Source organism: Arcicella sp. GW458-12-2-14-TSB2 (genome assembly GCF_059423785.1).
Genome location: NZ_JBWKYN010000025.1, coordinates 1 through 15638 on the forward strand (window position 1 = coordinate 1; position 15638 = coordinate 15638).

Genomic DNA, 15638 nt, shown 5'->3' on the forward strand with positions numbered 1-15638 from the left:
ATTTTATCCTATTCACTATTTAAAAGTAGAAATAATATCCAATTTGATTCAACAAAGCAAATGAATTATCTTTTTGGGATAACTTTGTGCCTAATTTATGTTATTTGGAAGAACACAAGTATTTTTGTATTTTATTATAAACGAAATCATCGATTTATTCAGTGTTTTTGCCGAATATTCATCTATATGTAAGTGTATAATATTGTGCCACGGAAAGATAAATAAGTAAATAAAGTTATAAGTCTATGGCTTATAGCTCATAAAAAGATATGAACAATCCCAATATAAGAGAAATCTTGAAAAACAGAATCCTAGTGCTTGACGGTGCGATGGGTTCATTGATTCAAGAATATAAACTAAGTGATGCCGATTACCGTGGTGAAAAGTTTCGCAATTTCCCGCATGAAGTAAAGGGAAACAACGATATGCTTTCTATTACAAAGCCAGAAGTAATCAAAGAAATTCACGCCAAGTATTTTGAAGCAGGTGCTGACATTGCGGAAACGAATACCTTTTCAGGTACTTCTATCGCTATGGCTGATTACCATATGGAAGAATACGTCTATGAATTAAACTACGAATCAGCTAAAATTGCGCGTGAAGTAGCAGATTTATACACAGCTAAAAACCCTAACAAACCTCGTTTTGTAGCAGGGTCTATTGGACCAACAAACCGTACACTCTCGCTTTCGCCTGATGTAAACGACCCTGGTTATAGAGCAGTTACTTTTGATGAATTAGTAGAGGCATATTACGAACAAATACAAGGCTTAGTAGATGGTGGTGCGGATGTATTATTAGTAGAAACAATCTTCGATACTTTAAATGCTAAGGCGGCTTTATATGCGATAGATTTATATCAGAATGATAAAAAGAACGGAACGATTCGTCCTTTAAAAAGCACCTCTATTCCTAAACAAAATAATCCTAAAGCAGCACTAGCTCATCCAGATACCAAAATACCTGTCATGGTTTCTGGAACAATTACGGATGCTTCGGGAAGAACGTTATCTGGACAAACTACTGAGGCTTTCTTGGCTTCGGTTTCACATATTGATTTACTTTCAGTAGGATTAAACTGTGCTTTAGGAGCCGATTTAATGCGTCCTTACGTACAGATTTTGGCTGATAAAGCACCGTTTATGGTTTCTGCCCATCCTAATGCTGGTTTACCTAATGAAATGGGTGAATACGACCAGTCGCCAGAGGAAATGGCTGTCATTGTTGAAGATTTCCTTCAACATGGCTTTATGAATATCATTGGTGGATGTTGCGGAACGACGCCTGCGCATATTAAAGCCATTGCAACAGTAGCTGCTAAATATCCTCCACGCCAATTACCTGAAGTACATAATCATCAGATAATCTCTGGTTTAGAGCCTTTGATTATCAAGGAAGATACCATGTTCGTCAATATTGGCGAGCGTTGTAACGTAACAGGTTCAAAGAAATTTGCTCGTTTAATTCGCGAAGGGAAATATGATGATGCCATTGCCGTAGCACGTGAACAAGTAGATGGTGGTGCACAGGTAATCGACGTAAACTTGGATGAAGGAATGATTGATGGGGTAGAAGCCATGAAAACATTCTTGAATTTATTAATGGCTGAACCAGACATTGCTAAATTGCCCATAATGATTGACTCTTCTAAATGGGAGGTAATCGAAGCAGGATTGAAATGTGTACAAGGGAAATCTATTGTAAACTCTATTTCATTAAAAGAAGGAGAAACGAAGTTCAGAGAATCGGCCGAGAAAGTTAAACGTTATGGTGCTTCGGCAGTAGTAATGGCTTTTGATGAACAAGGTCAGGCAGATTCTTATGAAAGACGTATAGAAATTTGTAAACGTGCTTATGATATTTTGGTAGATGAAGTAGGCTTCCCTCCAGAAGACATTATTTTTGACCCAAATATCCTGACAGTAGCAACTGGTTTAGAAGAACACAATAATTATGCTGTTGACTTTATTAATGCTACACGATGGATAAAAGAAAACCTTCCCTTCGCTAAAGTATCGGGTGGGGTATCTAATATCTCATTCTCATTCCGTGGGAATGAGCCTGTTCGTGAGGCCATGCATACCGTCTTTTTGTACTATGCTATCAAAGCTGGTATGGATATGGGTATTGTAAATGCTGGTCAGTTGGGTGTTTATGATGACATTCCAAAAGATATGCTGGAGCTTTGTGAAGATGTATTGTTGAATCGTAGAGATGATGCTACCGAACGCTTGGTAACCTTTGCAGAAACCGTAAAGTCAAAGGGGAAAGAACAAGTAATAGACAATGCTTGGAGAGATTTACCTGTATCAAAACGCTTAGAACACGCCTTGATCAAAGGTCTTACTGAATTTATAGACCAAGATGTTGAGGAAGCTCGACAGTCTGTAGAAAAGCCATTGCACGTGATTGAAGGGCCATTGATGGATGGTATGAATGTAGTCGGTGATTTGTTTGGAGAAGGAAAAATGTTCTTACCACAAGTTGTAAAGTCGGCTCGTGTAATGAAAAAAGCCGTAGCCTACTTATTGCCGTTTATTGAAGCAGAAAAGCAAGATGGCGAAAGTTCTTCAGCAGGAAAAATACTATTAGCTACAGTAAAAGGCGATGTACACGACATCGGTAAAAATATTGTAGGAGTAGTATTGGGCTGTAATAATTACGAAATCATTGATTTGGGCGTAATGGTTCCTACTGCCAAAATATTAGAGGAAGCCAAAAAACATAATGTTGATATCATCGGACTTTCGGGTTTGATTACGCCTTCATTAGATGAAATGGTAGGGGTTGCCAAGGAGATGGAGCGTCAAGGCTTTAAAATACCTTTGTTGATTGGTGGTGCTACTACTTCAAGAATCCATACCGCAGTGAAAATAGACCCGCATTATGCTGGACCTGTGATTCATGTGTTAGATGCTTCTAAAAGTGTACCCGTGGCAGGTAGATTAATGCAGAGTGAGCAGACCAATCAAGAGATTTTTGATGAAATCAAAGGACAGTATGCGCAGATGAGAATCGACCATGCTAGTCGCCAAAAAGATAAAAACTATGTGCCTATTGAAAAAGCTAGGTTAAATAAAGACAAAATCGATTGGACAAACTTCAAAGCTAAAAAACCAACATTTCTGGGTAATCGTTATTTTGATAATTATGATTTAGCTGAAATAGCTAAATATATAGACTGGACTCCATTCTTCTCAACATGGCAATTATCTGGAAAATACCCAAAGATTTTTGATAACGAAATAGTAGGAGCGGAGGCTCGTAAATTATTCAACGATGCGCAGGCTTTATTGAAAGATATTATCGATAATAAATTATTAACAGCCCGTGCCGTAGTTGGTTTTTATCCAGCTAATTCAAATGAAGATGATATTATTTTATCTGATTTTGAAGAAGTAATCCGTGAAATTCCTTGTGAAAAGCACGGAGTGCATACCCACAAAGAATACCGTGTAGTAAAGAAGGAAGCTAATCCTACGATTTTACACAACTTACGTCAACAAGGACAAAAGGCCTCACATTTACCAAATCTTTGTTTAAGTGATTTTATTGCGCCCGTTGAAACAGGTGAACAAGATTATATAGGTGCTTTTGCGGTAACTGCAGGTATAGGTATTGAGTCTTTGATTGAAAAGTATGACCGCGATCATGATGATTACAACTCAATTATGGTAAAAGCACTTGCCGACCGTTTGGCAGAAGCATTTGCTGAATTGATGCACGAACGTACACGAAAAGAATTCTGGGGTTATTCAAATGAAGGAAACTTAAGTACAGAAGACTTAATTGCCGAGAAATACGATGGTATCCGTCCAGCACCAGGGTATCCAGCTTGTCCTGACCATACAGAAAAAGCAGCCTTGTTTGCCTTATTACAAGCGGAGGAAAAATTAGGCATTATCCTGACAGAAAGTTTTGCGATGTATCCAGCTAGTTCAGTAAGTGGTTGGTATTTCTCGCATCCTGATAGTAAATATTTTGGGTTAGGTAAAATAGCTAAAGACCAAGTGGTAGATTATGCTAACCGTAAAAACATGAGTTTGGAAGATACGGAAAGATGGTTAGCACCAGTGTTGAATTATGACTAAAAGTAAATCGAGATGAAATCTCGATACTCAATAATAAAAGAATGAATCCTCTCCTAACATTTTGTTGAGAGAGGATTTTTTTATAAAGTTAAGTGTGACTTAAATGGTAGAACCATTTCATAAACCAAATTATAGGTATAAAACATTGGTGTAAAACAATTATAATAATTAGACCTTAACACTTAAAATGTCTTTCATCGCGTATGTTAATGTTGGAAAAATAAATTTATATTGATGTGCTAGAAGGCGTGTTGGAACTACCCAACGGCTTTTCAATATTAATTCCGTTTCAGTACCTATCATGAGAGCCCCTATTTCCAGTAGCCAAGTAGGTGAGGCTACCCCAAAAGAAATTCCATAATATTTTCGTAATGAAGCCATCAAATCAGTATTTTTAACAGGTTCAGGAGCAGTACAGTTAATAATGCCTTTAACTTCTTCATTGTTCATTAGCCATTCCGTGCACTTTGCTGCATCCTGTTCATGAATCCAAGAAATGTATTGTTGTCCGTCTCCTTGCTTGCCACCGAGACCAAATTTTACAAGGTTTAGTAAACGAGGAAAAACGCCATCCTTACTTCCCAAAACAACTCCCATGCGTAATGCTACTTTGCGAGTCAGAGGTGTATTTGTTTGAAAAAAAGCATCCTCCCATTTCCTGCAAACATCAACTGAAAATCCATAACCAATTTCGCCCGTTGTTTCATCTTGTGGGTGGTCTTCAGCGTGTCGATAGATGGTCGCTGAGGTTACATTAATCCACAGCTTTGGTGGAGTCTTCAATTTTTCAATTGCTTTACCAAGAAGCTGTGTTGGAATAACTCTGGAATCAATAATTTCTTTTCTATTTTTGAGAGTATATCTACAGTTTACATTTTTGCCACAAAGATTAATCAGCATGTCGGCCTCCTCTAAATACCCTTCCCATTCACCAGATGTTTTTGCATCCCAATGAATTGTTGTTATGTTCCCCACTCGACTCGCCTTACTTCTACTCAGAATGATTATCTCCTCCGTAAAAGGTCTATAATATTCAGTTAGCACGCCTCCGAGATAACCATTACCTCCTGCAAGTACTATTTTCTTATATTTCATAATTAGAGTAAAAAAATAATGAGCAGAACAATGATGCGGTATAATACCCAAGAAAATGTAACTAAATACCCTAAATGTAAGAGCTTGGCTCTACGGAGATGTTCAAAAAACATGAGGCTTACCACTGCTATAAACCATGTAAAATATAAGATAGTATCAAACGCTATCCAGTTTCCTACTATCAAAACGGGCAAAAGGAGTAATGCACCTGCTAGGGAAATAGTCATTAAATTTCCTAAATAATCCCATATTCTTTCTTTTTTGTAGAAAAATATAACAAAGGCTTGACATACAATTTGCCCCCCACATATCATAAATTCTCGATAGATATGCCCTTTCGGCAAAATTTGAATCATCTGTTTGCCATAAGTACTAAGAATAAGAGAAGTTATCAACCAGCTAAAAATAAGATAGGCAATCCGATAATGTTTTTTAAAGCTCGGCTGGAACTGAAAACTCCCACTTTCAAGAGGAGCAGGAATAATTACTCTTCGATTGTATGAAACAAAAGCGTATAGTTTTGCCATTAGCCAAATAAAAGGTCTAAACTTAAAAAGAGGTTCAAAAGCTGGCATTGCGACGCTACAAATCCTGAGGAGACTCTCGATACCATAAGATACTTCTCCAGTTTTCTGATTTATCAGTGCTATTTCATTAACTGCTCTTTGCCAATCAAGTGAAGGACATGCCTCAGTTGAATATTCTTGATAAGCAGTTCTACCATTTTTGTCTAATAAACCAGCGCTAACAAATGCCTTTGTATATAACTGACACATCGGACATTCAGCGTCAAATAAGATGAGATTGTCTTGTAAAGTTTTCATTTTGTGTATATTGAATTTTCAGTAAATATTGAAAGTTTATATCAAAAAAAAATGCTCATTTGAACATTTTAAGAATAGATCCCCAAAACCAATTTTCTTCTGCATGGAGCATGGTTTCAATGGTTTTGTCTACATTTTTGGCAAATTTGTTTATATCGGTTACTGATTTATGAAAAGTTGCAAATTCAGGATTTTTTAAATCTCCATTAACTTTAGAAAGTTCATCCAAAATTTTGACAACAGGGTCTAATTCCCTTTTTCTTCGTTCTTTGGCTACTTGTCTTGCAATGTTCCAAACATCTTTATCAGCATAGAAATATTCTTTTCTCTCGCCAGCTTTATGTTGTTTTTCAATCAATCCCCAACTAATCAAATCCCTGAGCGTCATATTAGCATTGCCCCTAGAAATACTTAAACTTTCCATGATTTCCTCAGTTGTAATAGGTTCAGGTGAGATAAGGAGCAAGGCATGCACTTGAGCCATTGTACGGTTAATGCCCCACTCAGAACCAAGCTTTCCCCATGATTCAATAAACTTTTGTTTTCCTTCTGCTAATTCCATAATCAAAGATATGCATACAAATTAAACTTTCAAAACTTTTTGAAAGTTTAATTTTTTAAATGGATAATTTAATATATGCAAAATAATAGGAACACCAAAAGCAATTGTAAAATATGTAGGCAATGTCAGATTTGAATAACACAATGTCAGATTTGCACACAAACAATTTTAAGTTATTGCAGATCTTTGTTTCAAATTTTAAAAAAGATGAACAAAATATTAGTAACAGGAGCAACAGGGCATCTGGGTAGTTCTGTAATCGAAACATTGATAAAAAAAATTCCCTCAAGTCAAATTTCCATCATCACACGTAACCCAGAAAAAAGAGTTGCCTTTCAAGCAAAGGGATTTAATTCATTTATTGGAAGTTATGATGATTTAATTACCCTTGAAAATGCGATGGACGGCATTGATACCGTTTTGCTCATTTCATCAGGTGACCAAGGAGATAGAATGCAAGAGCATAAAAATGTGATAGACACAGCCAAGAAAAAGGGTGTGAAAAATATTGCTTATACAAGCAGATGTTTGAATGACAGAAACACTTTGGTAAATAGATTAATGGTCGAACATTTTGACACTGAAGATTATATTATTGCAAGTGGACTTGAATACACCTTTTTTAGAAACATTTTATACATGGATGCTATTCCACAGTTTATTGGTGGTAATATAGCGTTGGAAAATGGTATTTACTTGCCAGCAGGTGATGGTAAAGTATCATTTGCATTGAGAAGTGAAATGGGTGAAGCAATGGCCAATGTTTTGTTGAATGAAGCCTTTGAAAATAAAATTTACAATTTTACAGGCGATAAAACCTATTCGTTTTACGATATTGCAAGAGTTCTTACAGAACTGACAGGCAAAGAAGTAAAATATACCGATGTTGAGGCAGATGTTTTTAAAGCGATGATGAAACAAAGAAATTTGCCAGAGCCAGTGATTCAGAAAATTGTAGGTTTCATTACTGATATTAAACACAATCAAGAAGCAGTTATTTATAATGACCTTTTAAACCAATTAGGCAGGAAGCCAACAGGTTTGAAAGATGGTTTAAAAATATTGTTTGGCTTATAAAATCTGTCTTTATACGATGAATGTATTAACACCATATCATATTAACAGCATTGCTGAATATCATCGGTTCATGGAGTTGCCAAAGCCCGAACATCCTTTGATAAGTGTGATAAAATTTGAAGATATTAAGCGAAATCCAAACAATTGTCTAAGTAGTATTATCCACAATTTTTATTCAATTGCATTAAAGAAAAACTTTATGCAAAAAATGAAATATGGGCAACAAGACTTTGATTTTGATGAAGGCGTAATGCACTTTATGTCGCCTAAACAAATTTTAACTATTCAAGCATCCTCACAAGAGGAGTTCAAACATTCAGGATGGCTACTACTAATTCATCCCGATTTCCTTTGGAATACTCCACTGTCAAAAAAGCTAAAACAGTACGGATTTTTTAGCTACAAGGTAAACGAAGCTCTACATCTTTCCGAAAAAGAAGAAACGTTGGTTACAGACATTATTGAAAAAATTGCGATAAAATATCATACCAATATTGACGATTTCAGCCAAGATGTTATGATAGCTCAAATAGAGTTGTTGCTTACCTATTCAGATCGCTTTTATCAGCGACAATTTATTACCAGAAAAATAGCCAATCATAAAACAATAAATCAGTTGGATATTTTTTTGACAGAATATTTTAATGAGGAAAATCTTGCTATTAAAGGTATTCCAACTGTTCAGACCGTTGCAGAACACTTAAACATTTCAGCCAGTTACTTGAGTCGTTTGCTTCAATTATTAACAGGACAAAGCACCAAACAATTTATACATGACAAGTTAATTTCTTTAGCAAAAGAAAAGTTATCAACGACTGATTTGTCAGTAAACGAAATTGCGTATGGTTTAGGTTTTGAACATCCGCAATCATTCAGCAAATTGTTTAAGACCAAAACAAATCTATCGCCATTGGCATTTAGACAGTCGTTTAATTAGTAAAGAAAATAGCGGAATAATAGAGCTTAAATCTATTTATTCCGCTAATGCACTTCACGAATAATTCAAAATAATACTATTGAGAATATTACTTATTTCTTCTCGTTCAATAATTTTTCCAATTTTTCTTTACTTTCAGGTATATCTTTTAAGGTCAAAGCTTTTTTGAAAGACATAATTGCCTTGGTTTTATCCCCAGTTGCAAGGTATAAATCACCGATAGAATCATAACAATTTGCACTATTGGGATTGTTGGTAATATTGCGTATGAATAGAGATTCAGCTTTTTTGAATTGCTTTGCACCCAACATCTGGTAACCAAGATTATTAATTTGGTTTTCACTGGGCTTAATAATATACCCCATTTGTTTAGAAATGTTGCTATAGTGTGCAACCAATAATGAATCTAAGTTAAAATTTGGGTTTTCTAATTCACTGTCGTAAATCTTAAGCTTATAAAAATCAAAAATAAATCTTAGTGCATCATATTCTCCTATTAACCTCACCGAGGGATGATTGTCATCTTCATAGAATTTATATTTGTATCGTAGCTGGTTTTTTTTAGTTTTTTGAAGTTCTTTAATGAATTTTAAATTCGCACGAATAAGATCTGTATTCTCGCTTGTATCTTTTTGGACGCTTAGGGTATCAACTCCTTTTTCCAAACGGTTGGCCATAGCGATAAATAATGTTTTTCCTTTGTAATTTTGAGTGCTTAGAATTGTTTCAGCTTCTTTGACGACTTTAGCGTTATTCCACCATAAGGAACCATCGAGTGAAACGTATGAATTAAATAAACTTGAATTATGGAGTAAAGTATTAATTACCGTCAAGCCTCCAACAGAATGTCCAATCAATATTTTATAAGTTGTGGTTGGATATGTTGAATTGATATGTGGAATAAGTTCTTTTTCAACAAAAGACATGAACATTTCGCCATTACCAACAAATTGTTTAGGCATTTCTTTATCAGTACCAGTTGTTAATTCTCTCATCCTATTTGAATGTACGATTCCAACTACTATTATTGGAGGACAAAGGCTTGATTCTTCCATGTGTTCGGTAATACTTACTACACTGTTGAAATTTTCAGCCCCATCTAACAAATAGAGCACAGGATAATTACCCCTGTCTTTTACTCTAATACCTCCATTACTTTGAGGGATATGTATCAATATTTCACGATTTTCACCTAAGATTTTTGAAGATATTATTTCAGCAAACCCAGTGGTGAAGCGAGTATCTTCCTGAGCCTGAACATAAAAAGAAGATAATAGAAGGATAATAGAAAAATAAAATGATTTCATGTGGTTTAGTAAAATATACTTGTTGATTTTTTCTTAAGACTTTTAAAATCCAAAAAGAAATATTAGATTATAGATAAAACAAAAATACCTTTTACGATAACGTAAAAGGTATTTGTACCCAGAGCCGGAGTCGAACCGGCATGCCAGTGAAGACACTGGTGTTTGAGACCAGCGCGTCTACCAATTCCGCCATCTGGGCATTTGATTTCTCAAACTTGATGCAAAGATAAGTGATACTTTTTTACTACACAACCTTAACATTTAATTAATCTGAAACTTTTTTGTAAGTGTTCTTGTAAGTTTCTGATTACTAGCTTGATTGTTGATTGAATAAATTTGAAAAAAAATTATTCATATCTCAACGATTCTATCGGATCAAGTTTTGAGGCCTTATAAGCTGGATATATTCCAGAAAATAAACCTACCACTACGCAAACTCCAATTCCGACTGACATCCATAGCCAAGGAATAATAAAGCTTGAAGTTCCGCTCATTAATAATTGAGCAAAGATGTTACCAATAATAATGGCTAAAAAGATACCGCCTAAACCTCCTAAAATACAAATTACAATGGCTTCAATCAGGAATTGTAAACGAATTAGATAGGGGGTAGCTCCTAATGACTTTCGAATACCTATCTCTTGCGTCCGTTCAGTAACTGAAACCAACATAATATTCATTAAAGCAATGGCAGCACCCAATAAGGTAATAAAACCTACGCCAAAGCCTGCTATTCTTAGAATACCTGTAATACTTTCAGACTGTTTAGCCAAAGAATCCGAACGTTCTATTGAAAATGAATCTGGTTGACCGATTTGGTCTTGTCTGATAATCCTCATCACCCCTCTAGCTTCTTCTATTACATTATCAATATCTGTAATGTTAGGAACAGAAGTAACAATATCATAAGTGAGGGTCTTGCCTTGAGCCATCTTTCTTCCTGTTTCTAAAGGCATAAAGATTACTCTGTCGTCACCACCGCCCATCAAACTACCTTTTTTCTCTAGTAAGCCTATTACTTTAAATTTTTGTCCAAGAATATTGATTTCTTTATCAAGAGGATTAATATTTTTTCCAAAGAGTTGATCCACAATGTCTACACCAATGATACAAACATTTACAGCATACTGTAAATCGTTGGCTGAGAATGTTCTTCCTTTCGAAATTTTATAGCCTTTTATATCCATAAAATTATCGTCAGTACCCATTATCCTTGAATTGGGATTGGTTTTTTTCGATTCATATTTTACTTCTACTGAAAAACTAACATTAATTTTTAGACCAATAATGGCTGAATGACCAAATTTCTCTTTGTATAATTTTGCTTCACGATAATCAATTTGGGGATAGTTTTTTTCTTTCTCGCCATCTTTTCTGATTTTGAAAATATCTCTGTTTCTAAGGTCGAAGGCATTAGCACCTAGCCCTGCAAAACTGTTGTTTACAGAGCTTTGAATACCATCAATTACAGTAAGGCTACCAACCAAGGCAGTCACACCAATGGCAATGATTAGGGCAGTGAGGGTGGTTCTAAGCATATTTGCTTTGATAGAGCGCAAGCCCTCACGAATATTTTCTAATAAATTCATAGTTGTGGATATTGAAATGGATTCGATTTGAAACCAACATAAATTATGACGAATGTATGTTTAATCCTAATCTGGATTGTGATTAGCACTAATAATATACTAAATTCGTTTATCGTTTATGAATAACAAATTTAGTTCAGAGAACTTAAATAACTTCACCAATGAAAAGGCTATTATTTCCGTTTATCATATTCTTGACGCTTACAAGCCGTTTATGGGCTTCTCAGATCTTGATTCCGATGGATGACACTCAAAAAAACCATTTAAAATCTTACGGAATTGCCTATTGGATTCTTAAAACGCATGATACAGAAGTAGAGTGGCTTTTGAATTATAGAGGCGGAGCTTTTATGTTCCCACAAGCACAGCAATTCGAGAATGAGTTAATTATCCGAGGGGTAAGTTACGAAGTGATTTCGGAAGGACAAGCTTCGCAAATTAGGGCAGAGGTAACTAGTCCTGATGTAAATATGGATGTCGTCAAATTGCAAAAACCACCCAGAGTAGCTGTTTATTCTCCTAAAACGGCCCAACCTTGGGATGATGCCGTTACCTTAGCGATGACTTATGCCGAAATACCCTATGATTTGATTTTTGATGATGAGGTAATGAATGGTAAGTTGCCTGAATACGACTGGCTACACCTGCATCACGAAGATTTTACAGGACAAATGGGTAAGTTTTTAAACCAAAGCGGGCAACCATGGTATCAGGCACAATTGAGGGAAGATAAAAAGAACGCTCAAAAATTTGGCTTTGACAAAGTATCTCAATTGAAACTAGGCGTAGCTAAAAAGATTCAAGAATTTGTAGCAGGCGGAGGATATATGTTTGCCATGTGTACGGCTACAGATACCTACGATATTGCATTATCGGCCGAAGGAATTGATATCGTCGATGCATTTTATGATGGCGATGGTTATGATAAAAATGCCAATGGAAAGCTTGACTTTACTAAAACTTTTGCTTTTCAGAACTTTAATTTAATTTTTCTGCCACAGGTAATAGAGTTTTCAAATATTGAAGCCTATTCCAACGAATCGAGACCAGTAGGAGAGGAGAATGATTTTTTTAACCTATTTCAGTTTTCTGCTAAATGGGATCCTATCCCAACGATGTTGACACAAAATCATGAAACAACGATTCATGGATTCATGGGGCAAACTACTTCTTATAAAAAAGAATTGATAAAACCTGAAGTAGTAGTATTAGGCGAGAATCGTTCTTTAAATGAAGCTAGATACATTCACGGCACTTTTCTGAAAGGCTTCTGGACGTTTTATGGCGGACACGACCCTGAGGATTATAGACATTATGTGAATGAAGAACCAACCGATTTGAATTTACATCCCAACTCACCGGGTTATCGATTGATTCTCAATAATGTACTTTTCCCTGCTGCGAAGAAGAAAAAGCAAAAGACTTAATCGGCAAAAAATATTGTTGTCTGGTCCATAAAAAAGGCTCTCAAATTATTGAGAGCCTTTTTTGCCAAATAGCGTTTCTATTTTCCATTTTACATTAGCATAAACTTTCATCAGTCCATAAGGAATAATAAACGTCTGTAAAACATCTTTTAAGTGCTTGCTTGAATTGGGTGTTGATAAATACAATGAAATAAAAGCAAAATAGATACTTTGAAAATATTGATTCCTTATTTTAAAAACATTCGTCAGCAATAAATAATATTCACCAAGAATGGGTTTAATCAAATGGGTATATTTATAACCTAACTCTTTATCAACATTTGAATACATAAACATCCTATTCTTAATAAAAACCTCATCAAGGTTACTATCAGTATAGCTCATACCACCTAAATGTCTTCTGTAAACGCACATTACTTCTGGTAAATAACCAATATAGCCTTTGCTTGATAAGAGGAGGTAAAGGGGAATATCACCGCTTTTAGATAACAAAAACCAATCTGGGAATTTCTCACCAATCAAATGTCTTCTAAACATTACACTGGCTGTAGCCATAAACCACACTTCCTTTTTAGTAAGTAAATCTTCTGGATATATTTTGTCTTTTTGGTCGGGTGGATTAATATTTTCATTGGGTCTCCCTGAGCCATCCTCATACGCCATAATGGCATTATGAAAGCAAGCAGATGCCTCTGGGTTTTGCTCAAGAAAATCATATTCCATTTGAAGTTTATGATTGTTGATTAAATAATCATCACCTTCAATATGGACGATGTATCTACCTTTGCATTGATAAAAAGTATTGACAAAATTACCTTTACCAGGGCATTTTTTAGAACCCTGATTTACTTCATACAAAAGGGGTACAATAATATCTGGGTATTTGTTGGCATATTCAATGACAATAAATCTAGAGCTATCTGGAGAACAATCTTCGCCAATGACAATTTCAAATTTGAAATTAGTAACTTGATTTACTAGGCTATCTAAGCACTCTCTAAGAAAATGTTCGTGATTATAAACAGTAACAAGAATGCTTACTTCAGGTTTGATTATTTCAGACATTATCAGACGCGTTATAATTATTAATTAAATTAAAATAAAGTAGTGTAGAAAATAATAACATTAAAGCTTAGCTTCAGCATAACCAAAACCACTAGCACCAAAACCGTTCCCGTTATAAAACATTATTTTCTTATCAAGGTGGTTTATCACCAAAGGATATTCTATCATTTGAGCATCCCAACCGCTTTCGGATACATCAATCCCTACTTGGTCGTCTAATCTTGTCCAATCGATACCATTATCTGATTCTGCATAGCCAATCCTATAGCTTCGTGCTACATTGTTTCTATAATCATCGATGGCTCTGTAAGAATACCACATTTTATAGATACCGTCTTCTATTAAAACGGATGGTCTAGAAATTCCTCCTTCTACGGCATCTTTATAATCTATGGCAATTTTCCCTTGGCGAACCCAGTTGATACCGTCTTCAGACTCCGCATATTTAATATTATAACAGGGTTCTAATTTTCCATCAGGAGCATCATACCAATGCGTACAATTGAGATACCATACTTTAAAAATCCCTTTGTCGAATAAAACACAGCAACTTCCATTAAAAAGAGGTTCAGTAGCAATGGTATGAATAACAGGCCCTTCAAATAACTTGGTGAAATTTAATCCATCCGTACTTTTGGCAATCCCGATTGAATTATGGTATGGAATCGTATTTCTAACTGTCCAACCGATGTAATACAACCACTTTTCGCCATTAGGATGATGCAATAACCAAGTTGGCATGATGCCACAGTCATCAAAAGTACCTGCTGTTCCTAATTCAAGAATGGGTTTATCATGCACATAAATTACTTCTGCTAAATTGCTAGGATTCAAATCCAGAAAAGATGCGACACATCTTCCCTTTTGGTCGCGTGCAGAATAATAAATTCTTACTTTATCTTCAAAATTAGTGTCAGCACAAACCACATGAGCATGTGTTTGATTCCAGCCAAATTTGCCATCAGGCTTATATATCAACCCTTTTTTCTCCCAAATCATAGATTAATGTCTTTACTTGAAACTTTTGCTTTTTCCGCTGGATTACCTTTATAAATACTCCATTCATCCGTCTTTTTACCAGTGAAATTCGTTCCCATAGCTATCAGTGTACCTTCGGCTAAATGCACGCCATCTCTGATTGTGGCATTTACACCCAAAAAACAATAAGGTTCAACAATACAGCGACCAGAGAGTACGATATGTGAGGTAAAATAAACATGGTCTTTAATCACACTATGGTGACCAATATGGTTACCTGACCAAAGTACTACGTCGTTCCCAATCGTTACAAAAGGTTGAATGGTGTTATCTTCTAAAATAAAACAGTTTTCACCGATTTTATCAGTCAAAACAGTCGCCTTAGAACTGATGTATGAAATAAATTCATATCCTTTATCCTTTGCTTCTTGATATACTTTTGCCCTCACCTGATTCATTTTGCGTTCAGAAAGCGGAGCAAAAAACTTATATTCAGTCGTAGGATAAAGCGTAGTTACCTCCTCAAATGGAACCACTGGAAGTCCACAAAAAGTAGGTTCTTTGATATATGCCTGATTGACTGTAAAAGCAACAATTTCGTGCTCAGAGTCGTGTGTTAAATAATAGTGTGCTAATTCTGCCACTAATTCCGTTCCGAAAACTACTACTTTTGCCATCTTGTAAGG

Annotated in this window: 12 protein-coding genes and 1 tRNA gene; 4 read left to right on the forward strand and 9 right to left on the reverse strand. The window is 35.4% G+C overall.

Annotation, left to right across the window (positions count from 1 at the left end; translation table 11 throughout):
- Positions 1-269: 269 nt before the first annotated feature.
- The gene (gene metH, locus AC07XN_RS05595; RefSeq protein ID WP_494742312.1) at positions 270-4091 is read left to right on the forward strand and encodes a methionine synthase; all 3822 of its coding nucleotides are present in this window, start codon (positions 270-272) and stop codon (positions 4089-4091) included.
- Between the two features lie 168 nt (positions 4092-4259).
- Here metH and AC07XN_RS05600 read toward each other — a convergent pair whose 3' ends face one another.
- Genes AC07XN_RS05600 through AC07XN_RS05610 form a run of 3 tightly spaced genes read right to left on the reverse strand, consistent with a single transcriptional unit; the run spans position 4260 to position 6572 of the window.
- On the reverse strand, positions 4260-5186 hold the full coding sequence (locus tag AC07XN_RS05600) for a TIGR01777 family oxidoreductase (RefSeq protein WP_494742313.1): 927 nt from the start codon (positions 5184-5186) through the stop codon (positions 4260-4262).
- 2 nt (positions 5187-5188) lie between these two features.
- Positions 5189-6010 (reverse strand): thiol-disulfide oxidoreductase DCC family protein, encoded by an 822-nt coding sequence (locus AC07XN_RS05605; protein WP_494742314.1) that lies wholly within the window; start codon positions 6008-6010, stop codon positions 5189-5191.
- A 55-nt stretch (positions 6011-6065) separates the two neighbouring features.
- Positions 6066-6572 carry a GbsR/MarR family transcriptional regulator gene (locus AC07XN_RS05610; RefSeq protein WP_309919791.1) on the reverse strand — a complete coding sequence of 169 codons (507 nt, stop codon included), beginning with the start codon at positions 6570-6572 and terminating at the stop codon, positions 6066-6068.
- Between the two features lie 207 nt (positions 6573-6779).
- Between AC07XN_RS05610 and AC07XN_RS05615 the strand changes: the two genes are divergently transcribed.
- Entirely contained in the window at positions 6780-7649 is an 870-nt protein-coding gene (locus AC07XN_RS05615; protein WP_494742315.1) for an SDR family oxidoreductase, read from the forward strand.
- A gap of 16 nt (positions 7650-7665) precedes the next feature.
- On the forward strand, positions 7666-8586 hold the full coding sequence (locus tag AC07XN_RS05620; protein ID WP_494742316.1) for a helix-turn-helix domain-containing protein: 921 nt from the start codon (positions 7666-7668) through the stop codon (positions 8584-8586).
- 92 nt (positions 8587-8678) lie between these two features.
- Here AC07XN_RS05620 and AC07XN_RS05625 read toward each other — a convergent pair whose 3' ends face one another.
- The 3 genes from AC07XN_RS05625 to AC07XN_RS05635 all read right to left on the reverse strand — a co-directional run bounded on the left by AC07XN_RS05625 (position 8679) and on the right by AC07XN_RS05635 (position 11482).
- The gene (locus tag AC07XN_RS05625; RefSeq protein WP_494742317.1) at positions 8679-9893 is read right to left on the reverse strand and encodes an alpha/beta hydrolase-fold protein; all 1215 of its coding nucleotides are present in this window, start codon (positions 9891-9893) and stop codon (positions 8679-8681) included.
- Between the two features lie 115 nt (positions 9894-10008).
- A tRNA-Leu gene (locus AC07XN_RS05630) sits at positions 10009-10092 on the reverse strand.
- Positions 10093-10240: 148 nt separating this feature from the next.
- Positions 10241-11482: an ABC transporter permease gene (locus AC07XN_RS05635; protein WP_309919785.1), complete on the reverse strand. Its 1242-nt coding sequence runs from the start codon at positions 11480-11482 to the stop codon at positions 10241-10243.
- A 161-nt stretch (positions 11483-11643) separates the two neighbouring features.
- On the opposite strand from AC07XN_RS05635, the gene AC07XN_RS05640 reads away from it, so the two are divergent.
- Complete coding sequence (locus tag AC07XN_RS05640) at positions 11644-12909, forward strand: asparagine synthetase B (protein WP_494742318.1); 1266 nt, start codon at positions 11644-11646, stop codon at positions 12907-12909.
- Positions 12910-12954: 45 nt separating this feature from the next.
- On the opposite strand, the gene AC07XN_RS05645 is transcribed toward AC07XN_RS05640, so the two are convergent.
- Genes AC07XN_RS05645 through AC07XN_RS05655 form a run of 3 tightly spaced genes read right to left on the reverse strand, consistent with a single transcriptional unit; the run spans position 12955 to position 15629 of the window.
- Positions 12955-13974 (reverse strand): glycosyltransferase family 2 protein, encoded by a 1020-nt coding sequence (locus AC07XN_RS05645; RefSeq protein WP_494742319.1) that lies wholly within the window; start codon positions 13972-13974, stop codon positions 12955-12957.
- A 60-nt stretch (positions 13975-14034) separates the two neighbouring features.
- Positions 14035-14973, reverse strand: a complete 939-nt coding sequence (locus AC07XN_RS05650; RefSeq protein ID WP_494742320.1) for a glycoside hydrolase family protein — start codon at positions 14971-14973, stop codon at positions 14035-14037.
- Positions 14970-15629: an acetyltransferase gene (locus tag AC07XN_RS05655; RefSeq protein ID WP_309919773.1), complete on the reverse strand. Its 660-nt coding sequence runs from the start codon at positions 15627-15629 to the stop codon at positions 14970-14972. The genes AC07XN_RS05650 and AC07XN_RS05655 overlap by 4 nt, the downstream gene beginning before the upstream one ends.
- Positions 15630-15638 lie beyond the last annotated feature (9 nt).